The sequence below is a fragment of the Rubrivirga marina genome, assembly GCF_002283365.1.
GTDB classification, from domain to species: Bacteria; Bacteroidota; Rhodothermia; order Rhodothermales; family Rubricoccaceae; genus Rubrivirga; species Rubrivirga marina.
On record NZ_MQWD01000001.1, the window covers coordinates 2283746 to 2305764 of the forward strand.

Genomic DNA, 22019 nt, shown 5'->3' on the forward strand with positions numbered 1-22019 from the left:
ACGGGGGGAGTCAGCCGCTGGTCCCGCCGGTGGCTGGGGGGCCGTCATCGCCGGTGCGCGAAGAGCCACTCCATGAGGTCGGTGCCGGCCAGCAGACGCGGCGGGACGGCGTGCCACAGGCCGTCGACCTCCCAGAACCGGACCTCGGCGCCGGGCTCGGAGTGGAGGCGCTCGACCATCGCCCGGTCCGGCCCGATGGGGTTGGCCGTGTCGGCCGTGCCGTGGACGACCCAGAGCGGCGTCCGGGTGACCCGCTCCGCCTCGGTAAGCGCCGGGGGGACGCCCGCGATGGGGACGGCGGCGGCGAACAGGTCGGGCCGGAGCGCGAGCGCGTTCCACGTCGTCGAGGCGCCCATCGAGAAGCCGACGGCGTAGATCCGCGAGCCGTCGACCGGCAGCGATTGGCGGAGGCTGTCGATGAGCGCGAGCGCCGTGTGGAGCGGCGGGCCCGGGCGGGAGTAGCGGCCGGCCGTCTCGGCCGGGCCGTTGTAGATCGCCGACCGTTCGGGCATCTGGGGCGCGAGGACAAACGACGGAAAGCGCTGGCGGACTTCGGGCCGGGCCCACGTCTTCGGAAAGCGGTCGAGGTGGGCGAGGTTGTCCGTTCCAATCTCGCCCGCGCCGTGGAAGACGACGACCAGCGGGTAGGTCTCGCCGGGCTCCACCTCGGGCGGTGCGAGCAGTCGGTACCGGATCGTCGGCCCGGCAGGGGCCGAGAACGTGCCGGCCTCGAACAGGTCGGGGTCGAGTCCCTCGACCTCGGCGACGACGCGGGCCGCCGCGGTGCTGTCGGCGCCCGTCAGCCGGGGGACGATCTCGGTCCGGCCCGCCTCGGGCGCCGCCTCGGGTGGGCCGGCGCAGGCGCCGAGGCCGAGGAGGGCGACCGCGAAGACGGGGGAGAGACGCATCACAGCTCGAGGTCTTGCCACGCGACGAGGGCGGGGAAGAGCGGGAGCAAGTACCGCTGGCTCGTCACGAGGTACGGCATCCCGCCGCCGCCCGTGCCCGAGTCGTCGGCCACGTGGCGGCGGACGGTCCGGCGGTGGACGGTGAGGAACGTGCCGTCGGTGGGGGAGTGGAGCGCGTCGTCGGTGGCGGCGACCCGGGCGAGGATGTGAGCGAGCGCGCTCTTGGGGGCGCGGGCCTGGAGGTAGTAGGCGCCGGCGCGGGCGGCGTCCAGGCCGTCGCGCCGCTCGTTCTCGGCGTCCGCCGCCGCTTCGAGGTCCCGACGGAAGTCGTCGACGGCGCTCTCGGCAGCCTCGGCGTCCGCGGCCACGTCGGCCGACAGCCCGAGTGTGGCGCGGAACCGGTCGACGGCCCGGTCCACGTCGGCGGCGTGGATCCGGCGGACGGCTGGGGGCGGGGGGAGGTCGTCGCCGAGGCGGGGGAGGGCGGAGAGCAGCGCGTGGGCGACCGTGTCGAGCCGGCCCGCGCGGTGCGACGGGTGCGTCTCGGGCGGCGACGCCAGCTCGGCCCCGGACTGGAGGACGAGCGGGTCGGCAAGGGCGACGTGGCCGCACGGCGCGCCGGCGTAGTGGTGGCTGAGGTTCTCGCCCGGGAACACGCGGAGCCCGTCGAGCAGCGGCCCCTTGCCCAGCGCCCGCTGGACGAGGCGGAGCTGCGCCGCCTGGAAGCCCGACGACGGCACGAGGTGGGCCCGGAAGTGGGCGAACTCGACGCGCGAGAACAGGACGTCGTCGGCCGCGCCCGTCCCCATGAGCTCCATGATGGGGGGGAGGAGCCGGCGCGCGGCGTGGCGGAGCCGGTTCGACGCCGTGATCGCCGGGCGCCAGCACGCCGCGGCCTCCGAGTCAGGGTCGTCGACCTCGCCCTCGGCGAGCGTCAGCGCGACCCGCTCCGCCTCGGGCAGCCCGAGCAACCGCTCGAACGTGGCCGTCACGATGGCGAGGTCGAACGTCATCTGCTTAAAGACGACCTCGCACAGCTGGTGGACGATCACGAACGCCCGCTCGTCGGGCACCGACGACGACGGCGTCCCGGCCCCGAGCAACTCGCCGAGGCCGAGGTAGCCGGCGTAGTCGAGGCCCAGTCGGCCGCCGGGACCGGGCGGGTTGACGAGCGGGGCGCCGTGTTCGTCGCGGAGCCGGTTGGCGTCGGCGTCGGCGCGCGTGTCGGGGTCGAGGGCGAAGGCCCACCAGGGGTCGGGCGTCATCGGGGCGGGGCGTCGGGACCGTAGGGTAGTCACGGCCGCTGCCCCGGTCCGCCCTCGCGGTGCTTTGGCGTCGCCCGACTCCACGCCGACTCGACCGTTCATCCGAAACAGGCGGTCGCGCCCGCCGGTATGGAGGCGCCGAATCCACCGGTCCCGCCCCGTGCGTCTGCTTCCTCTCCTCCTCGCCGCGGTCGTCGTCGCTGTGCCCACCAGCGCGCAGCGGGCCTACGACCAGGCCGTGCTCGCCTCCCTCCTCGAGCGCGAGGGGCGCGTCCCGTCCCAGCCGATCGAGTACCGGCGGTACCGGATCGAACACGAGTCCGGCAACTCGGTCCTCGCCCGGCACGACCTCTACGACGAGCTCGGCGACGGCAACCGCGACCTCGGCCGCGCCCGGCTCACGATCGGGCAGATCCTCGGCCAGCCCGACGTCACGACGCTCCGGATCGGCGAGTCGATCGTGCTGCCCGCCCGCCCGGCCGACTTCGACCTCTCGCCGCTGGCCTACGCGCCCTTCCCGTCGGAGTGGCCCGGCGCCGCCGAGATCGAGCGGGCCGTCGTCGTGGACCTGACGACGCAGACGTGGGCCGCCTACGGGAACGGCCGGCTCCGCCGTTGGGGCCCGGCCTCGACCGGCAAGGCCTCCACGCCGACGCCGACCGGCCGCTACACCATGAACTGGCGCGAGATGGACCGCGAGTCGACCGAGGCCCCGCCCGGCGAGACGTGGCGGATGCGCTACGTCATGAACATCTACGCGGTGCGCGGCATCCACCTCCACCAGTACAACGTGGTCCCGAGCGGGCCGCCCGAGGGCCACGGCTGCGTCCGCATGGTCGAGGCCGACGCCCGGTGGCTCTGGGACTGGACCGGCGGCGACACGACGGCGCCCGGGACCGTCGTCATCGTCCAGGGCACGACGCCGACCGAGACGCCGGTCCGGTTCGTCGAGGGGCCGTCGGGCCCAGAGCGCGTGATGGTCAGCCTCCCGCCCGATCCGATGGCCGTCCCCCGCGGCGACCGGTAGCGCCAGCTCCGCCCGCCTCGGCGTGGGGAGTTGCCTGGCTAGCTAGGGCACGCGAACGGTGCCGCCGTCAGGCCCGTTCAGGTACCCGTCCGCGTACACCGAGTCGACACGAGTTGGACGCTGTTGCATCGTGTGCGGAAGGTGACGTCGGTCTCGGAGGGGGGAAGGGCGCGAGATGGCTCGTCCGGTCCGATGCCTACCGTCCCAGGACTGTTGCCTACCGTCCCAGGACTGTGATCACGCGCCCGTCGGTCCCCAACTCGGATGAGAGCCGCACAAGGTATGCCCCTGCGGGCACCAGCAGGTCGAGTTCCACCTGTGCCTGACCAGCCGGAACAGAGGAGGCAGCAGATGTGACCAAGCGGCCCGTCATGTCGTACACGTTGACATTGATGGTCTGAGAGCGCGCCGAGCGCACAGGGAACCGGACCGATCCCACCGAGGGGTTCGGCAAGGCCGAACCTACCCAGAAGGCGGCATCGTCGGGATTCCCCTCGGCGACGACGGCAACTCGTGGATTGTTCTGAAACGGATACAGGTATACGGCACCTGATCCCTCATTTGGCGCGCCGACTGTTAGTGTCTGGAAATCGAGTGCAGAGGAATAAGCGAGCACCGCCCCGAAGGACGGGTCTGCGGGGGCTGGCGCGGCATACTCGACCGGTTCATACGGGTCGGGCTGGAGATCGAACCGGTACTGACGGAGGGACGGAGCCCCGGGGGTCGTCACGACCGCGTAGACCCTTTCGAAAGACGTCGTGAGAAGGAACGTGGGAGAGAGCGCAGGCTCAGATGCGGCCGTCTCGATCGTGTCGGCCACGGTCCAGTCGCCGCCGTCATATGTTCGGACTTCCGTCCGCCCTGGCGCGTCGGGGAGTCCGACAAGAAGCCGGTCGAAGTCCTGAAGCTCTGAGACGCCGATATTGTGGGTCACCGCGGCTCGGCCGAACCCGGGCGGGCCCACGATCCGTTCCGTGAGCGTGACCCGCGGCGCACTCAGTGGGCAGCCGCTCGTCCCTGGTCGGGAGCGGATCACGGTGTAGACGTAGAGGACTCCGGCCCCGCCGGCCGACGTTGCCGAGACGAGAACGAGGGCCCCTTGGTCCGTCCCCTCATACACCGTTTCGAGGCTCACAGAATGACCGAAGGCAGAGTCCAAGGGGTCGCTCGGTGTGAGGGTGGTCGCGTAGGCAGGCTCCCCGACGGCCTGGCAGTACTGATCGTAGAAGTGGACTTCGCCCGCTCCGCCCCGCTCGGAAACGGCGATGAACCCCGAGCCCGTAGCGAGCCCGTCGCCGAAGGCCCCGGTTGTGGACGGCGTGGGGTCGGACAGCGGCCAGATCGACTCGGCCTCACTACCGCCAGCGACGTCCGCGAACTTCATTACGGTCACCGCGCGTCGCCCCGGGGCTCCGACGACAAGGATCCCATCGCTGTAGGACACGAGGGCGGCCCCGAACCGATCGCCCGGAGTCGGCGCGGGGTTCGGCACCGGTTTCACTTGGAGATCCTCCCTCTCGGTGCCGTAGCTCACATTCCTGTAGTACAGGTACGCGGTCCCTGGTCCGCCCCCCTCCGCCGGACCAGGAGCTCCGATGGCGACCCCGACTGACCTGAGGCACTGGCCCGTGTCGTCGCAGGATCGGAGCTCGATGTCCGCGAGGGCCGATCCGAACTTGGCGTTGGGGGGGAGGTCATCGGGCGCAAGCCGCACTTCTGGTTGGGCGGTGCTGTTGGGTATGGTGATGAGGACAACGGCTAGGACGGCGGCGATGTGGTAGAGGCGCAACAGAAGTGGGGTGTGGTGGAATCAATCAGTACTGTCAGGGAGGCGAGGCCCGAGCGCGAACTGCTGGAAGGTATGGGGCGGGGCAGAGGGAGGAGGTCGGCCAGTGGACTACGGCACCCGGACGGTCGTATCGGCTTGCCGGCACACGGCGCCGCAGTCGGGCCCATTCGGGTACTGGTCTACGTACACCGGGTCGACGCGCACCGACGCGAGATCCGCGCCATCGCGTCGGACGCGGATCGTCACGTCGTCGGCGAGGGGAGAGAACACCACCCGGACTCGCGTCTCCGCGTCGGTCGAGGGCATGAAGGCGAACAGGCCCTGGCACCCCTCGGACTCGCCGGACACCGAGATGTCGGTCTGGCCGGCGTCGGCCGAGACCGTGAAGGCGCACGACTCCGTCTCTCCGTCCGCGCTCGCTTCGACGGCGTAGCGGCCCGGCGTGAGGACGTCGCCCGCGGGCGCCAGCGTGACTGAGTACGCGTCGGCGCACCCTATGAGCGTGCACGCCCCCGTCGCCGGCGAGTCGCAGGCGGTGAGGGCGAGGAGGGCGGCGAGCGCGCCGAGGCGGGAGGAGGGCATAGGAGCAGGAGCGGGGGACCGCAGGGTCGGCGCGTCGCCTCCGGCTCGGAAAGGCCATTCGCTGCCCTCCAATCTCCGCTGCCCCTTCACCGGCTTGGGGTCGACGGTCTCCTACCTTGGGGTCTGCCTCGTCCCGGACACCTCGGGCAGGGCTACGGCCGCACTGGTGGAGGCTTCGGCACCCCGCGACCCCGCCCCGCCCGCGTGGCCCGCCAGCCTCGCTGGCGATCGCTGCGACACCACCGTCCCACCCGGCACCCCCCCGAATGTTCGACACCCTGTCCGACAAGCTCGACGCCGCCCTCAAGAATGTGAAGGGCGAGGGTCGGATCAACGACCTCAACATCGCCGAGACGATGCGCGAGGTCCGCCGCGCGCTCCTCGACGCCGACGTCAACTACCAGGTGGCCAAGGACTTCACCAACAAGGTGAAGGCGCACGTCACCGACGAGAAGGTCCTCCAGGCCGTCAACCCCGGCCAACAGTTCGTCAAGCACGTCTACGACGAGCTGGTGTACCTCCTCGGCGACGTCCACGTCGACCTCAACCAGGCCAAGCGCCCGCCGACGGTCATCCTCGTGGCCGGCCTCCAGGGCGCCGGCAAGACGACGTTCGTCGGCAAGTTGGCCCACTTCCTCAAGGCGAAAGGGCGGAGCCCGATGGTCGCCGCCGCCGACGTGTACCGCCCTGCGGCCGTCGACCAGCTCGAGACGCTCGCCGGCCAGGTCGGCGTGCCGGTCTTCGCGATCCGCGGCGCCGACGGGGTCCCCGTCAAGGACGCCGTGGCCGTCGCCGAGCAGGCCGTCGCCGAGGCCCGGCGGATGGGCCGCGACACGATCATCATCGACACGGCCGGCCGGCTCCACGTCGACGAGGCCATGATGGACGAGGTTGTCGCCATCAAGAAGGCGACCGAGCCCGACGAGATCCTGTTCGTCGTCGACGCGATGACGGGCCAGGACGCCGTCAACACGGCGAAGGCCTTCAACGACCGGCTCGACATCGACGGCGTCGTCCTGACGAAGCTCGACGGCGACACGCGCGGCGGGGCCGCCCTCTCCATCCGGAGCGTCGTCGAGAAGCCGATCAAGTTCGCCGGCACCGGCGAGAAGCTCGACGCGCTCACGGAGTTCTACCCCGACCGGATGGCCCAGCGCATCCTCGGGATGGGCGACGTGGTCTCGTTCGTGGAGAAGGCGCAGGAGCAGTTCGACGCCGAGGAGGCCGAGAAGCTGCAGCGGAAGTTCCGGACGCAGGAGTTCGACCTCCAGGACTTCTACGACCAGCTCCAGAAGATCAAGAACATGGGGTCCCTGAAGGACCTCCTGGGCATGATCCCGGGCGTCGGGAAGGCCATCAAGCAGATCGACGTCGACGACGAAGCGTTCCGCCACATCGAGGCGCTCATCCAGTCGATGACGCCGGTCGAGCGGGCCCAGCCCGAGATCATCAACGGCTCCCGGCGTCGCCGCATCGCGAAGGGCGCCGGCATGGAGGTCCAGGACGTCAACGCGCTCCTCAAGCAGTTCCGGGAGATGAAGAAGCTCATGAAGACCATGAGCAAGCTCCAGGGCAAGGGCCGCGCCGTCGACCCCACTCAGTTGCTCGCCGGTCGGTAAGCCGGCCGGCTGCGTGATGCGTGCTGCGCTGCAGCGCCCTCACGCGTCACGTATCACGCATCACCCCACCCCGAAAAGATGTCCGTCAAGCTCCGTTTCCGCCGCATGGGCCGCAAGAAGCTGCCCGTGTTCGGCCTCGTCGCCACCGACAGCCGCTCGCCCCGCGACGGCCGCTTCATCGAGGACCTCGGCCGGTACGAGCCGGTCGCCGAGCCGTCCACCGTCAAGCTCGACGCCGAGCGCATCGTGTACTGGCTGGGCGAGGGCGCGCAGCCGTCGCACACCGTCCGCAACCTGCTCCAGAAGGAGGGCATCCTCCTCCGCTGGGCGCTGACGCGGCAGGGCAAGGAGGCCGAGGAGATCGAGGCCGCCGTCGCCGAGTTCAAGGAGCGGCAGGCTGAGAAGGGCGCCGCCAAGGGCAAGAAGACGCGCGCCGAGCGCCGCGCCGAGGCCCTCGCCGCCGAGCGGAAGGCCGCCCAGGAGAAGGCCGCCGAGCTCGAGAAGGAGCGCCAGGAGCGCGAGGCCGAGCTCCGCCGTCAGCGCGAGGAGGCCGAGGCCGCCGCGCGTGCCGAGGCCGAGGCCGCCCGCGAGGAGACGGCCGCCGCCGCCGCCGACAGCGAGGCGCTGACGCAGGCCGCCGACGAGCCGGCCGCCGCCGACGAGCCCGCCGCCGCGGAGGAGACGGAGGCCGCGGGGCAGCCGACCGACGCCGACGCGGGCGAGCAGGCCGAGGCCCAGCAGGAGGCCGAGGCCGAGGGCGGCGACGCCGCCACCGCGGAGGCCACCGCCGAGACGGTCGCCGAGGAGGCGCCCGATACGGCCGAGGAGCAGCCCGCCGCGGAGGAGGAGACCGCCGAGGCCGTCGCCGACGACGCCGGCGAGGAGGTCGCCGACCAGACCGAGGCCGGCGCCGAGCAGGCCGACGAGGTCGAGGCCGCCCCCGCCGAGGAGCCGACCGAGGCCGCCTCGGAGGAGCCGGCGGAGGAGACCGCCGCCGAGCCGGAGGCCGCCGCCGAGGAGGTCGCCACGGAGGAGGCCCCCGCTGAGGAGGCCACCGAGGCCGACGACCTCAGCGACGTCAACGGCATCGGGCCGAAGTACTCCGAGATCCTGACCAGCGCCGGCATCACGACGTTCGCCCAGCTCGCCGAGACGTCGGTCGAGCGGCTCCAGGAGATCCTCACGGAGGCCGGCTCGACGACGGCCGGCAACGAGGAGACCTGGCCCGAGCAGGCCCGCCTCCTCGCCGCCGGCGACACGGAGGGCCACGCGGCCTACGTCGAGTCGCTCTAGCCGACCGCACTCTGGGGCGGGGCCGGCACGCGCTGGCCCCGCCCTTTTCTATCCCCTCGCTTCCATGGATCCGGATCGCCTCCTCCTGATGGGCCGCGTCGGCCGAACGCATGGCGTCCGCGGCGAGATGAAGGTCGTTCCCGAGACCGACGACGCCCAGCGCTTCGCCGACCTCGAGCGGCTGTTCGTCGGCGAGTCCGCCGCGACGGCCCGGCCGGTCGCCGTCGAGAGCGTCCGGTTCCAGTACCCCAAGGGGCGGACCGTCGTCCTGCTGGCGCTCGAGGGCGTCGACTCGCTCGAGGCCGCCGAGGAGCTCCGCAACGCGCACCTCTACGCCGACCCCGACGACCTCCCCGAGCTCGTCGACGGCGAGGCGTTCCTCCACGACCTCGTCGGCCTCGACGTGATCGAGGTGGACGAGGACGGGACCGAGGCGGACGAGCCGTTCGGGACGGTCCGCGACCTGTACGACGGCGCGCAGCTCCTCTTCGCGATCGCCCGCCCGGGCAAGCCCGAGGTCCTGCTCCCTGACGTCGACGAGTTCGTCGTCCGGCTCGACCTCGCCGCTCGCCGCCTCTACGTCCGCCTCCCCGAGGGGCTGGTCGAGGACGAAGAAGAGGGATGAGGGATGGAGGGGCACGCTCCCTTCGTATCCCGCATCCCGCATCCCTCCCCCCATGATCCGCTTCGACCTCGTGACGGCGCTGCCGGGCCTCGTGGAGAGCCCGCTCCAGCACTCGATCCTCAAGCGGGCGCAGGACAAGGGGCTCGTCGAGGTGGCCGTCCACGACCTCCGCGACTGGGGGCTCGGGCGGTACCGCCAGATCGACGACGCGCCGTACGGCGGGATGGGGGGGATGGTGCTCCGGCCCGAGCCGCTCTTCGCCTGCGTCGAGCACCTGCAGGCCGAGCACGGCCCCTACGACGAGGTCGTGTTTCTCACACCCGACGGCGAGACGCTCGACCAACCGATGGCGAACGAGCTGTCGCTCAGGGGCCGCCTCCTCCTCCTCGCCGGACACTACAAGAACGTCGACCAGCGGGTCCGCGACACGCTCGTGACCCGTGAGATCTCCGTCGGCGATTACGTGCTCTCTGGCGGCGAGCTCCCGGCGCTCGTGCTCATCGACGCCGTGGCCCGGCTCGTGCCGGGCGTCCTCGGCGATGCGGGCTCGGCGCTCTCCGACTCATTCCAGGACGGCCTGCTCGACGCGCCGTCCTACACCCGGCCGGCCGTCTTCCGTGACCAAGAGGTCCCGGCCGTCCTCCGCTCCGGCGACCACGACGCGATCCTCGCCTGGCGCGAGGCGCAGCGGCTGGAGCGGACCCAGACCCGCCGCCCAGACCTCTTGAAGGGGACCGGGTCGCCGGGCGAAGAATCCCCGTAGACCAGCTCGCGGCCCGTTTTCGGGCCGAGGGCTCCCTACCTTCCTCGTTCGCGCCCGAGGCAGACGGCGCGCACCCACCCCAGACCGACAACGCCATGGCGACCGACCTCATGGGCCTCGTGGAGGCCACCCAGCTCCGCGACGACACTCCCGACTTCGCCGCGGGCGACACCGTCCGCGTCCACGTCCGCGTGATCGAGGGCGACAAGGAGCGGATCCAGATCTTCGAGGGCGTCGTGATCGGCATCCAGAACGGCGGGACGGCCGAGTCGTTCACGGTCCGGAAGATCTCGAACGGCGTCGGCGTGGAGCGGATCTTCCCGTTCGCCAGCCCACGCATTGCGAAGGTCGAGGTCGTCCGCTACGGTCGCGTCCGCCGCGCGAAGCTGTACTACCTCCGCGGGCTCCGCGGCAAGGCCGCCCGGATCACCGAGCGCCGCCGCTCCTAAGGCCTCGGAGGGATACGGGATGGGGGAAGGAGGGACGCGGTCCCCCATCCCTCGCTGATCCCTCCATCCCAGCTCCCTCCGACTCATGCGCCTCGCCATCTGGCCCGTCCCGCCCGCCCGCGCGCTGGGCGCGGCCCTGGCCGACCTCGTCACCGAGGTGGTCGAGATCGAGCCGTTCGAGGCCCGCGCCGCGCTCGACGAGGGCGGCGTCGACCTCGCGCTCGTCCCGACGCTCGACGTCCTCCGCGGGCATACGGGGCTCGAAGTCGTCCCCGGCGTCGCCCTCGCGGGCGAGCGGAGCCCCCGCCGGCACCTCGTCGTCGGGAGCGCGCTCGACGCCATCGAAACCGTGGGGTTCGACCCGCGCGACACGCAGGAGGCGCTTCTGACGCAGCTCGTGATGCGCGAGCACTACGGGACGCAGGCGACGTTCGCCCTCAGCGACCCGGCCACGCCGCTGGCGGACGTGTTGGAGACGAACTCGGCCGCGCTCGTCGGCTACCGCGACCCGGTCCCGGAAGGCGCCTTCGCGCTCGACCCCGGGCAGGAGTGGACCGACCTCACGCTCCGGCCGTACCCGTGGGCCCTCCTCACGGCACTCGAGGGCACGCTCAGCGTCGTCGACGCGATGCGGATCCGGTCGGCCGTCACCGAGGCGCCCGTTAGCGACGCCCTGTTCCACGACGGCGTCGGGGTGTACCAGATCACGCTCGACGGCTACGTCAACGACGGGCTCGACCAGCTCGCCGAGTACCTCTTCGAGACCGGCACGCTCTCGGAGGTCCCGCCCGTCCCGTTCATCGCCATCCCGGAGGTGGACGAGGACGCGGACGACGACGAGGAGTAGGCCCGCCTCGACCGCCGTCGAGGCGGCCGGAGCCGAACCCGAGAGACCGCCTCCCGTTCAAGACGGCCCCGCTTCTCGTTCCCCTCGCTCCCCCATGGCCGACGGCACCCAGACGATCGTCACGAACCGCCGCGCGCGGTACGACTACGACATCACCGACCGGTTCGAGGCCGGCCTCGTGCTGACGGGGTCGGAAGTGAAGTCGCTCCGCAACGGGTCGGCCCAGATCGTCGAGGCGTTTGTGAAGGTGGGCCGTGACGGCCTCGACCTGATGAACGCGACGATCCCGCCGTACGAGATGGGCGGGTACTCAAACCACGAGCCCCGCCGCCCGCGCCGCCTGCTGCTCCACGGGTCCGAGATCGAGAAGCTCCGCAAGGGCATGGAGCAGAAGGGGATGACGATCATCCCGGTCAAGCTGTACTTCAAGAACGGGCGGGCGAAGGTCGAGATCGCTCTCGGCAAGGGGAAGAAGACCGTCGACAAGCGGCAGACGATCGCCGAGCGCGAGTCGAAGCGCCGGCTCGACCGCCTGCTCAAGAGTCACTAGCGTCGAGGCGAGGCCGCCCACCTCTGCGGCCTTCCATCGCGGTTCGTCTCAGGACCCGGGGCTGCGCCGTTGCCTTGACGGGGATCGTTCGAGGTCGGACGTTGGGACACCCCATCCCCCAGGCACAACGACGCGCCCCGCGCGCCCGTTGGGCCGATCCCGTTCGTTCCCGATGTACCGCTCCGCCCTCGTCGTTGCCCTCGTCCTCGCCGCCGCCGTCGCGCCGGCCGCCCAGTCGGCGCTGGAGCGGGGCGGGGAGGCGTACCGCGATGGCGACTACGCCGAGGCCGTCCGCCTGCTGGAGCGCGCCGTCGACAGCGCCCCCGACGACGCCGAGGCGCGCTACCTCCTCGCGCGCGTCCTCTTCGACGAGCGGAACCCGGACCGCGACGAGAACCGTGCGGGCCGTGAGATCGACCGGGCCCTCGAGCTCGACGGCGGCAACGTCCTCTACCTCGTCGCCCGGCTGGAGCAGCTCCGCGGCGACACGTGGAACTACTTCCAGGAGATGTACCGGCTCCGCCGCCGCCGCGAGCTGGCCCGCGAGATCCTCGCCATCGACTCGACCAACGGCTACGCCCACGAGGAGCTGGGCGCGCAGGCCATCGTTGACTACTACCAGTACCGGAACGCGATCAAGCTGCCCGGCCTCGCGTACCGCTCCGTCGAGCCGATGCAGACCGTCGCCGATGACATGGACGAGCAGCAGAACGGCTTCGAACAGGCCGGCACCTCGACCGGCGACCGCCCGACGGGCGTCGACCTGAGTCAGTCCCTCGGCGATCCGCTGTCTGCCGGGCTCGACGAAGCCATGGAGGGCCAGTTCGGAGAAGACATCGCCGACCGGTTCGACGTCAACGAGCTCCGGCGGCGGGGGGTGGCCGTGACCGACTTCGAGCCGCGCGCGCAGGCGGCCTACGACCGGGCCATCGGCCACCTCCGGCAGGCGCTCGCCTCGGACCCGCGGCGGCGGGACGTCTACGACCACGTCGTCCGGCTGGCGACGCTCTCGGGCGAGTACGAGGAGGCGCTGCCGGACCTCGCCGAGATGTACGTCCAGTTCCCCGAGGACGCCGGCATGTGGCTCTACACGGGCCTGGTGAACCACCGCCTCGGCAACTTCGAGGCCGCCGAGGTCGCCTTCGGCCGCGCCCTCCAGACCATGGACGAGGAGACGCGCGCGGCCTACACCGACCTCACGCTCATCCTCCCGCCGAGCGAGCACGACGCCTTCCGCGCTGACCCCGAGCGGTTCGCCGAGCGCTACTGGACGAGCCGCGACCCCCGCTTCCTCAACACGGCCAACGAGCGCCGGACCGAGCACTACGCCCGCCTCGTGACCGCCGAGCTCCTGTACCGCTCCGACGACCTCGGCATCCCCGGGTGGAACACCGAGCGGGGGCGGCTCCACGTCCGCTACGGCCTGCCCGAGACCGACGTGGTGATCGAGGGCGGGTTCGGGCTCGTCGTGAACCAGTTCGCCGGTCGCGACGCGTCGTTCGCGCCGGGCAACGACGACCCCGCTGGCGCCGAGGTGGCCAACCGGTTCAACGTGTGGGACTACGGCGACGGCGTCCGGTTCGTGTTCGAGGACCCCAACCGGAACGGCCGCTTCCGCCTGTACTCCGCGCCGGCCGACGTCTTCGGCCTCGCCTCGGTCCGCGACCCGGGCGCGATGGACTTTGTGATCCGGGCCCGGGAGGAGGTCCGTCGCCAGCCCGAGCGCTACACGTTCGAGGCGCCCGGCCGGGAGGTCCAGCTCCCGTACCGCGTGGCCGCCTTCAAGGGCGACGACGGGCGGACCGACCTCTACGTCAACTACGGCATCCCCGTCGCCGCGAGCGACGCGCCGAGCGACGGCGTTCAGGAGGACGTCGACGTGACGGTCAAGACCGGCGCGTTCCTCATCGGGCCCGACCGCGACCTCCTCGTCGAGCGGCGGCGGACGGTCTACGGCCTCCGCGGCGCCCAGATCGTCCCGTTCGAGCAGACACGCCTCTGGACGAGCACCGAGGAGATGAGCGCGCGCCCGGCCGACGGGTACGAGGTCTCGCTCGAGTTCGAGACGGCCTCGGGCCAGACGAGCGCTGTCCAGCGCCGCGCCGTCGACGTGCCGAGCTTCGAGGGCGAGGGGCTCAAACTCTCCGACCTCCTCCTGGCCTACTACGTCGAGGAGGCGGACCGGGGCGAGCCGGGCCGCGTGTTCCGCGACGGCGTCTCGGTCCAGCCCGCGCCGTGGGGCGTGTTCGGCGTCGGCGACCCGATCTACCTCTACGTCGAGGCGTATGGCCTCGGCGTCGCTGGCGACCGCACCGACTACGAGGTCGAGGCGAGCCTCCGCCCGAAGGACACGTCGCGCGGCGTCCGCCGCTTCTTCGGCCGCCTCTTCGGGGGCGACGGCGCGGCCGTCTCGTCGGCCTTCGAGGTCCAGGGCGACCGGGCCGATGACCCGATCTACCTGTTCCTCGACGCGACCGGCCAGGAGGCCGGGCTCTACACGCTGACCGTGACGGTCCGCGACCGCGTGACGGGTGCGGAGGCCGAGCGCGAGACCGACCTCCTCCTCGAATAGCGGGGCGAATCTGACCCATCCCACCCCCCGCTTTGTTCATGCCCCGTTCGCTTCATACGCCCGCGCGGCTCGCCTTCCTGCTCGCCCTCGGGCTCCTCACCCGCCCCGCCTCGGCGCAGTCGGGCTGTGGGGCGCCCGACCCGTTGCGCGTTCCGTTCCCGACGCTGGATGCCGCGCTCGACCAGGGGTTCACGCTGACCTCCCAGCGGTGGGACCGGGACGCTCAGGTTTGGGAAAACGAGTATCGGTCTACGTACCGACGCGAGGAGCTGCAGACCGGGGCGCGGCTCTTCGCTCGGTGGTCCTCGGAGACGGAGAGTTGGCTTGAGTACGTGCTCGACGCGGCCTACACGCTCGACGCGGATCGGCGGCTGGTCGAGACGCGCTACATGAACACCGAGGGGGAGCCGTACCAGCGCGATGTCGTGATCTACGGAACGGACGGGTATCCGTCTATCGAAACCCGCGAGGATCGGTGGGGGACCGGGTGGGTCGGCAACCGTCGGTACATCTATGACTACACCCCCGACGGCCAACTCGCGGGGTACCGGTTCGAGCGGAACTACGAAGGGTGGACCCTTTCCTTGGAGTACGAGGGCACGTTCGACGAGGAGGGCCGCCGTGTGCTCTGCGCGTTCCGCTCCGATACGGAGGGGCCGTTCACCAAACGAATCGAGACCACCTACGACGATCGAGACCGGCCTTTGAGCCTCATCGAGTTGGGATGGGACGGGGAGGCCGGCACGTACGTCCAGGTGGGCGATAGCATCGGGTTCACGTACCCCGAGGTCGGCCACTCGACGCAGATCGCCTACCACTACGTTGGGTTTCTGGACCTGTGGCGGCCGGAACGCCGGAGTATCCGCTCCTACGACGCGGCCGATCGCCTCGTCGAGGTCATCGGCGAGGTCTATGCGGGCTCCGATCCGGATCAGCCCGGTGAGTGGTTGTTGCGTCCGGTCGATCGCGTCCAGCTTGGCTACCACGACGACGGGCGGCTCGCGTCGCACACCCGGGGCCGGTACGAGGAGGACGCAGAGGCCTGGGTGAACGACCGCCGCTATCTCTTCGAGTACGCCTTCGGGACGGCGTCCGAGACGACGATGCCCTCCGCCTCGGGCCTCGCGCTGGCGGTCGCGCCGAACCCGTCGGCCGGCGCGTTCGTCGCCCGGCTCTCGGCTGACGGCGCCGCCGAGGCGCGCGTGGTCGTGTTCGACGCGCTCGGCCGGCGCGTCCGCATCGCGCACGACGGGCCGGTCGCGGCCGGCGAGACCGCGCTCCCGATCGACCTCAGGGGGCTGCCGGCGGGCGTCTACGTACTCCGTGCCAGGGTCGACGGCGCCATCGTGAGCCAGACGGTGACGGTCGTGCGCTAGGTCTCCACTCCGTCCGCCTCGGCGCCCAGGCGCGCGGGGCTACTCTGCAGCCTTAGCGGCGACCGACCGGTCCATCTCGCCGACGAGTGCGCGGAGCTCGGCCTTGTACGCGGCGAGGGCCTCGGCAAGGCGGTCGTCGGCGGTGGCGAGGATCTGGACGGCGAGGAGCCCGGCGTTCTTGGCCTGCCCGATGGCGACTGTCGCGACGGGCACGCCGCCCGGCATCTGGACGATCGACAGCAGCGAGTCCATCCCGTCGAGCGCCCGCGTCTGGACGGGCACGCCGATGACGGGGAGCGTCGTCGACGCCGCGATCATGCCGGGGAGGTGGGCCGCGCCGCCCGCGCCGGCCACGAGCACCTTCAGACCCCGCCCGCGCGCCGTCCGCGCGTAGTCGGCCATGGCGTCGGGCGTCCGGTGGGCCGAGAGGACGCGGGCCTCGAACGGGACGGCGAACTGGCGGAGGACCTCGGCGGCGGCCTCCATGGTCGGCCAGTCGGACTCGGAGCCCATGGCGAGGCCGACGAGGGGCGGGGCGGTCGTCGGAGCGTCAGGCATGGGGGTGTCGGTGGGGCGCGGTGGAAGCTCGCATCGAACGCCACGTCGGGTGCGGACCCCGTTGCGACGACGCTCCGATCACAGCCGGACGGCGGCGGCGGCGGCCTCGGCGCGCTCGCGGGCCGTGTCGACATCGGCGGCGGTGACGGTGACGTGGCCCATCTTCCGCTGGGGGCGGACCGTGGCCTTGCCGTAGAGGTGGACGCTCGCGCCGGGCACCCTCAGCGCGTCGTCGAGGTCGGGGGAGGCGGCGCCCTCGCGCTGGCCGAGGACGTTGACCATGCAGGCCGCCGGCACGCGAAGGCCGGAGTCGCCGAGCGGGAGCCCAAGCACGGCGCGCGCGTGGTTCTCGAACTGCGACGTGTGGTGCGCGTCGATCGTGAGGTGCGCCGTGTTGTGGGGGCGCGGGGCCACCTCGTTGATGAGGACCTCGCCCGTCCCGGTCACGAACAGCTCGACCGTCGCGACGCCGGTCGCGTCGAGCGCTGCGAGCGTGTCGAGCGCGACGCGCCGGGCGGTCTGCTCGGTCGCATCGGAGAAGCCGGCGGGGACCGTCGCGGCGTGCAGCCGGTGGTCGCGGTGCTCACTCCGCACGGCCGGGTACACGACGGCCTCGCCGTCGGCGCGACGGGCGACGGTGACGGCCGCCTCGGCCTCGAAGGCCACGAACGACTCGACGAGAAGCCCGTCCTCGGCCGCGAGGTCGTCCCAGGCGGCATCGACGTCACGTTCGGAGCGACACGTCGCGTTGCCGTAGCCGTCGTACGAGCCCTCGAACTGCTTGAGGACGGCCGTGCCGAACCGCTCGACAGCGGCCCGGGCCTCGTCGCGTGTGGCGGCGAGGACGTGCTCGGGCTGGGGGAGGCCGGCCTCGGCAAAGGCGCGTCGCTGGCGGCCCTTGTGGCGGACCGTGGTGAGCGTGGCCGCGCCGGGTCGGAGGCGGACGTCGGGGGCGACTGCGAGGAGTCGGTCGGCCGGGGCCCACTCGCTCTCGACCGTCACGGCGTCGCACCCGGCGGCCCAGTCGCGGAGGACGACCGGATCCTCCCAGTCGGCGATGGTGACGCCGGAGAAGGGGAGGCCGGTGCCCGTCTCGCGGTCGGCGAGGACGCGGACGGGGACGCCGAGGCGGGCGGCGGCGAGCGCCGTCATCCGGCCGAGCTGGCCGCCGCCGAGGATGCCGAGGGTGGGGAGGGCCACGAAATCAGGAGGAGGGGCGCCGAAAGCTACCTGGAGAGATCGCGCCGGGGGCGACGTACCGCTAGGTTCATGGAGCCGCACCGGGCGCGTTCGGGCCTGAGCGCGCGGCGGCGGTCCGCCTGACCGTCGTGCGGTAGCGACCGCGCCCGCCTCGGCGTCGAGACGGGGAGAGCCGCGCCGGGCGGACTTTCTCGCTTGGACCGGCACGGCTGTTGCACTCGACGCGTTGGTACGGCGCCTCCCCGATTTCCCGTGACCGCCCGTTCCCTTTTCGCCGCCCTCGCGGTCGTCCTCGCCAGCCTCCCCGCGCTCGCCCAGCCCACCTACACCCGGTGGGCGCTGGCCGACTCCATCGACGCCGTCCTCGGCGACGGCGACTTCACGCCCGGTCGCTGGGGCGCCCACGTCGTCGACCTCGAGACCGGCGAGGTGCTGTACTCGCGGGACGCCTACGCCCCGTTCATCCCGGCGAGCAACATGAAGCTCGTCACGACGGCCGCCGCGCTCGACGCCTTCGGCCCAGACCACCGGCTCGAGACGCGGCTCTACGGGGCCGGCACGGTCGCCTACGGGACGCTCGACGGGCCGCTCGTTGTCCGGGGAGCGGGGGACCCAGCGTTCGCCGGGCGGCGCTACCGGACCGAGCTGCGGGGGGTGTTCCAGGCCTGGGCCGACAGCCTCCGCGAGCGGCGCGTCCGGACCGTGTTCGGTCCCATCCTCGTGACCGACGACGCGATCCCGGACCCGGACGCCTATTTCGTCCAGCCGCTCATCGACGCGCTCGTCGAGGCGGACATCGAGGTCGTGGACCGGACGGTCCGGGTCGTCCCGCCTGAAGCGTTGCCCCGCGATCGCCCGCTCGTGCGCCTCGCGTCGCACCGCTCGCCCCCGATGACCGCGCTGGTGCGTCTTACGAACGAGGACTCAGACAACCTGTACGCCGAACGCCTGCTTTGGGCGACCACCGCCGCGGCCTACCCGGGTGTCGTGCCGCACTCCGAGCTCCGGGCGGCGGCCGTTGGGTCGTTCCTCCGCCGGATCGACGTCGACCCCCGCATGGCCGTCGTCGCCGACGGGTCGGGCCTCTCACGGGAGAACCGGCTCTCGCCGGCCGGCATCGTCGAGCTGCTGGCGGTCATGTGGACGCACCCGGCGCGCGCCACGCGCGAGGCGTTCGTCGCTTCGCTCCCGGTCGGCGGCGTCACGGGCACGCTGGAGCGTCGCTACCGGCGGGGTGACGCGCGCGGCAACGTCCGCGCAAAGACCGGCTACATCCGGGAGGTCCGGACGCTCTCGGGCTACGTCACGACGGCGGCCGGCCGCGAGCTCGCCTTCTCGCTCATGTGCAACGGCTACACCGTCCGCACGAGCCGCGTGAACCGGGCGCAGGACGCCGTCGTCGAGCTCCTGGCCGACTTCGAGGGACGCCCGCCGGGGGGCTGACCCGCTCCGGCTCGGCGCCGAGGCGGGCGGGGCTACGCCTCCTCCGTCTCCGGCTCGTCCTCCTCGACTTCGTCCTCGTCCGCGTCGTCGTCGCCGGACGCCAGCTGATCGAGGTCGATCTCGCGGACGTTCAGGCCGAGGTTGCCCTGCGACCGGGCCCGCTCGAGTTCCTCCGCCACGAACTTCGCCGTCGGCGTGTCCGCCTCGGCGAGCCCTTCGGGGGGGCCGGCGAAGAGGATCTGCCCGCCGCCCGCGCCGCCGTCCGGCCCGAGGTCGACGATCCAGTCGGCCTGCTTGGCCACGTCCGTGTTGTGCTCGATGACGAGGACCGTGTTCCCCTTGTCGACGAGCGCCTGGAGCACGAGCAGCAGGTGGCGGACGTCCTCGAAGTGGAGGCCCGTCGTCGGCTCGTCGAGGATGTAGAGCGTGCTCCCGGTGCCCGGCCGCGAGAGCTCCTTCGACAGCTTGATCCGCTGGGCCTCGCCGCCCGAGACCGTCGTCGCCTGCTGCCCGAGGCGGATGTAGCCGAGGCCGACGGCGTCGAGCGTCCGGAGCTTCCGCGCGATCCGCGGCTGGTTCTCGAAAAAGCCGAGGGCCTCCGAGACCGGCATCTCCAACACCTCGGCGATGTTCTTGCCCTTGAACCGGACCTGGAGCGTCTCGGCGTTGTAGCGCTTGCCCTTGCACGTCTCGCACTCGACGTAGACGTCCGGGAGGAAGCTCATCTCCAGCTTGACGATGCCGGCGCCCTTGCACGTCTCGCACCGCCCGCCCTTCACGTTGAACGAGAACCGGCCCTTGTCGTAGCCGCGGATCTCGGACTCCGGCAGCCGCGCGAAGAGGTCGCGGATGAGCGTGAACAGGCCCGTGTACGTCGCCGGGTTCGACCGTGGCGTCCGCCCGATGGGCGACTGGTCGATGGCGATGACCTTGTCGACGTGCTCCAGCCCCTCGATGTCGCGGTAGGGGAGGGGGACGGTCGTGGCGTTGTGGAAGTGGGCCGCGAGGACCGGCGCGAGCGTCTGGTTGACGAGCGACGACTTGCCCGATCCGGACACGCCGGTCACGACCGTGAGCGTCCCGAGGGGGAGCTCGAAGTCGACGTCGCGGAGGTTGTGGCCGCGCGCGCCGGTCAGTCGGATGGACGCGCCCGACCCGACCCGGCGCTCGTCCGAGGCGGGCGTGGGGACGGCGCGGAGGCCGGCGAGGTAGGCCGTCGTGAGCGAGTCCGGCGGGGCGCCGTCGCCCTCGAACGTCGAGATCTGATCCGGCGGGCCGGCGGCGAGGAGCTTGCCCCCGAACTCACCCGCGCCGGGCCCGAGGTCGACCACGAAGTCGGCCGCCTCGATCATCTCGCGGTCGTGCTCGACGACGAGGACCGAGTTGCCGAGGTCACGGAGCGCCTCGAGGCTGGCGATGAGCTTGGCGTTGTCGCGCGGGTGGAGGCCGATCGACGGCTCGTCGAGGACGTAGAGCACGCCCGTGAGCTGCGTCCCGATCTGGGTCGCGAGGCGGATCCGCTGGGACTCGCCCCCCGAGAGCGTCCGGGCCGGGCGGTCGAGCGTGAGGTAGTCGAGCCCGACGTTGAGCAGGAAGTCCAGCCGCTCCCGGATCTCCTTGACGATGGGCGTCCCGATCGTTCCCTGCCGGCCCTCCAACTCCAGGTCCTCGAACCACTGGCGGAGCGCGCGGAGGTCCATCCGCACGAGGTCGGCGATGGACTGGTCGCCCTCGTACGTCCCCGTGTTGCCGACGCGGAAGCTGAGCGACTCCGGCTTGAGCCGCCCGCCCCCACAGACGCGGCAGTCGCGGACGCGCATGAACGCCTCGGCCCACGTCCGCTGCGACTTGTTCGAGGCGTTGTCGAGCGTGTGCTGGACGTGCCCGTAGACGCCGCCGAACCGGTGCTGGTACGTGACCTGCCGGCCCTTGTACTTGTAGACGATGTCGAACTGCTCGTCGCCCGCGCCCTCCAGGATCACCTCCCGCTGCTTGTCGGTCAGGTCCTCGAACGGCGTCTCGTAGTCGAAGTCGTAGGCCGCGGCGACGGCCGCCAACTGGCTGTAGACCCAGACGTCGCGGGGCTTGCCGAGCGGCGCGAGGGCGCCCTGCTCGATCGTCTTGGCCGGGTTCGGGACGACGAGGTCGGGGTCGATCTCCTTCCGCACGCCGAGCCCGTTGCACGCCGGGCACGCGCCGTACGGGCTGTTGAAGCTGAAGGTGTTCGGGCTCGGGTCCTCGTAGCTCACGCCGTCCTCCGGCGCCGTGAGGTGGCGCGAGAACAGGACGTCGCCGGTCTCCAGTTCCGCCTCGTCGCCCGACTTGTCGACCTGAGCGATGAGCGTCCCGCCGCCCATGCCGAGGGCGATCTCGACGGCCTGCGAGATCCGCGGCCGGACGCCCTCCTTGATCACGAGGCGGTCGACGACGACCTCGACGTCGTGGACCTTGTACCGGTCGAGCTGCATCCCCTTCTCGATCGTCCGGATCTCGCCGTCGGCGCGGACGCGCTCGAAGCCTGATTTGGCCGTCTGCTCGAACAGGTCGCGGTAGTGCCCCTTCCGGCCGCGGACGACCGGCGCCAGCACCTGGACGCGCGTGCCGTCGGGGAAGGCCGCGATGGCGTCGATGATCTCGTCGTCCGACTGCCGCCGCATCGGGCGGCCCGAGACGTACGAGTAGGCGTCCGAGGCGCGGGCGTAGAGGAGCCGCATGAAGTCGTAGATCTCCGTCACCGTCCCGACCGTCGAGCGGGGGTTGCGGGAGACCGTCTTCTGCTCGATGGCGATGACCGGGCTGAGGCCGTCGATGAAGTCGACGTCGGGCCGCTCCATGACGCCCAGGAACTGGCGGGCGTAGCTCGAGAGCGACTCCATGTAGCGCCGCTGGCCCTCGGCGTAGATCGTGTCGAACGCGAGCGACGACTTGCCCGAGCCCGACAGGCCGGTGACGACCACCAGTTCGTTGCGGGGGATGTCGAGGTCGATGCCCTGGAGGTTGTGCTCGCGGGCACCGCGGATGAGGATGCGGTCGTCCATTCGGGGGGCGTCCTGTCGGCGGGAGGCGGCCAGTGAGAACCGGCCGTGCGGGGCGCCGTTCCGTCCGGCGCGGAGCGCCGATCTACGCACGCCGGGTGCCCCCGTCGTGTCACCC

General features: G+C 71.8%; 18 protein-coding genes. 11 read left to right on the forward strand and 7 right to left on the reverse strand.

The window, feature by feature from the left end:
• Positions 1–44 precede the first annotated feature (44 nt).
• Together BSZ37_RS09370 and BSZ37_RS09375 are read right to left on the reverse strand one after the other, a co-directional pair.
• Positions 45–908 (reverse strand): carboxylesterase family protein, encoded by an 864-nt coding sequence (locus tag BSZ37_RS09370; protein WP_095510302.1) that lies wholly within the window; start codon positions 906–908, stop codon positions 45–47.
• Positions 908–2173, reverse strand: coding sequence for a tryptophan 2,3-dioxygenase (locus BSZ37_RS09375; RefSeq protein WP_143537611.1), 1266 nt, complete (start codon positions 2171–2173; stop codon positions 908–910). The genes BSZ37_RS09370 and BSZ37_RS09375 overlap by 1 nt, the downstream gene beginning before the upstream one ends.
• Before the next feature lie 160 nt (positions 2174–2333).
• On the opposite strand from BSZ37_RS09375, the gene BSZ37_RS09380 reads away from it, so the two are divergent.
• On the forward strand, positions 2334–3200 hold the full coding sequence (locus BSZ37_RS09380) for a L,D-transpeptidase (RefSeq protein WP_179299548.1): 867 nt from the start codon (positions 2334–2336) through the stop codon (positions 3198–3200).
• Positions 3201–3417: 217 nt separating this feature from the next.
• On the opposite strand, the gene BSZ37_RS09385 is transcribed toward BSZ37_RS09380, so the two are convergent.
• Together BSZ37_RS09385 and BSZ37_RS09390 are read right to left on the reverse strand one after the other, a co-directional pair.
• Complete coding sequence (locus tag BSZ37_RS09385; protein ID WP_095510305.1) at positions 3418–4989, reverse strand: T9SS type A sorting domain-containing protein; 1572 nt, start codon at positions 4987–4989, stop codon at positions 3418–3420.
• A 108-nt stretch (positions 4990–5097) separates the two neighbouring features.
• Positions 5098–5571 (reverse strand): hypothetical protein, encoded by a 474-nt coding sequence (locus BSZ37_RS09390; protein ID WP_095510306.1) that lies wholly within the window; start codon positions 5569–5571, stop codon positions 5098–5100.
• Between the two features lie 266 nt (positions 5572–5837).
• Between BSZ37_RS09390 and ffh the strand changes: the two genes are divergently transcribed.
• The 9 genes from ffh (at position 5838) to BSZ37_RS09435 (ending at position 15665) form a co-directional block, all read left to right on the forward strand.
• Entirely contained in the window at positions 5838–7190 is a 1353-nt protein-coding gene (gene ffh, locus BSZ37_RS09395; protein WP_095510307.1) for a signal recognition particle protein, read from the forward strand.
• Between the two features lie 78 nt (positions 7191–7268).
• A complete protein-coding gene (rpsP, locus tag BSZ37_RS22640; protein ID WP_143537612.1) occupies positions 7269–8483 on the forward strand; it encodes a 30S ribosomal protein S16 in 1215 nt (404 codons plus the stop codon).
• 64 nt (positions 8484–8547) lie between these two features.
• Positions 8548–9108 carry a ribosome maturation factor RimM gene (rimM, locus tag BSZ37_RS09405; RefSeq protein WP_095510308.1) on the forward strand — a complete coding sequence of 187 codons (561 nt, stop codon included), beginning with the start codon at positions 8548–8550 and terminating at the stop codon, positions 9106–9108.
• Between the two features lie 52 nt (positions 9109–9160).
• Positions 9161–9871 carry a tRNA (guanosine(37)-N1)-methyltransferase TrmD gene (gene trmD / locus BSZ37_RS09410; protein ID WP_179299549.1) on the forward strand — a complete coding sequence of 237 codons (711 nt, stop codon included), beginning with the start codon at positions 9161–9163 and terminating at the stop codon, positions 9869–9871.
• Positions 9872–9966: 95 nt separating this feature from the next.
• On the forward strand, positions 9967–10320 hold the full coding sequence (rplS, locus tag BSZ37_RS09415; protein ID WP_095510309.1) for a 50S ribosomal protein L19: 354 nt from the start codon (positions 9967–9969) through the stop codon (positions 10318–10320).
• Positions 10321–10405: 85 nt separating this feature from the next.
• A complete protein-coding gene (locus BSZ37_RS09420) occupies positions 10406–11167 on the forward strand; it encodes an MqnA/MqnD/SBP family protein (protein WP_095510310.1) in 762 nt (253 codons plus the stop codon).
• Positions 11168–11261: 94 nt separating this feature from the next.
• Entirely contained in the window at positions 11262–11717 is a 456-nt protein-coding gene (gene smpB / locus BSZ37_RS09425; protein ID WP_095510311.1) for an SsrA-binding protein SmpB, read from the forward strand.
• Between the two features lie 172 nt (positions 11718–11889).
• The gene (locus BSZ37_RS09430; protein WP_095510312.1) at positions 11890–14289 is read left to right on the forward strand and encodes a tetratricopeptide repeat protein; all 2400 of its coding nucleotides are present in this window, start codon (positions 11890–11892) and stop codon (positions 14287–14289) included.
• Positions 14290–14327: 38 nt separating this feature from the next.
• Positions 14328–15665 carry a T9SS type A sorting domain-containing protein gene (locus tag BSZ37_RS09435; protein WP_095510313.1) on the forward strand — a complete coding sequence of 446 codons (1338 nt, stop codon included), beginning with the start codon at positions 14328–14330 and terminating at the stop codon, positions 15663–15665.
• A 39-nt stretch (positions 15666–15704) separates the two neighbouring features.
• On the opposite strand, the gene purE is transcribed toward BSZ37_RS09435, so the two are convergent.
• Entirely contained in the window at positions 15705–16223 is a 519-nt protein-coding gene (purE, locus tag BSZ37_RS09440) for a 5-(carboxyamino)imidazole ribonucleotide mutase (protein WP_095510314.1), read from the reverse strand.
• A 78-nt stretch (positions 16224–16301) separates the two neighbouring features.
• Complete coding sequence (locus BSZ37_RS09445; protein ID WP_095510315.1) at positions 16302–17423, reverse strand: 5-(carboxyamino)imidazole ribonucleotide synthase; 1122 nt, start codon at positions 17421–17423, stop codon at positions 16302–16304.
• 252 nt (positions 17424–17675) lie between these two features.
• On the opposite strand from BSZ37_RS09445, the gene dacB reads away from it, so the two are divergent.
• On the forward strand, positions 17676–18866 hold the full coding sequence (dacB, locus tag BSZ37_RS09450) for a D-alanyl-D-alanine carboxypeptidase/D-alanyl-D-alanine endopeptidase (protein WP_179299550.1): 1191 nt from the start codon (positions 17676–17678) through the stop codon (positions 18864–18866).
• A gap of 32 nt (positions 18867–18898) precedes the next feature.
• On the opposite strand, the gene uvrA is transcribed toward dacB, so the two are convergent.
• Entirely contained in the window at positions 18899–21904 is a 3006-nt protein-coding gene (gene uvrA / locus BSZ37_RS09455; protein WP_095510317.1) for an excinuclease ABC subunit UvrA, read from the reverse strand.
• Between the last annotated feature and the right edge of the window lie 115 nt (positions 21905–22019).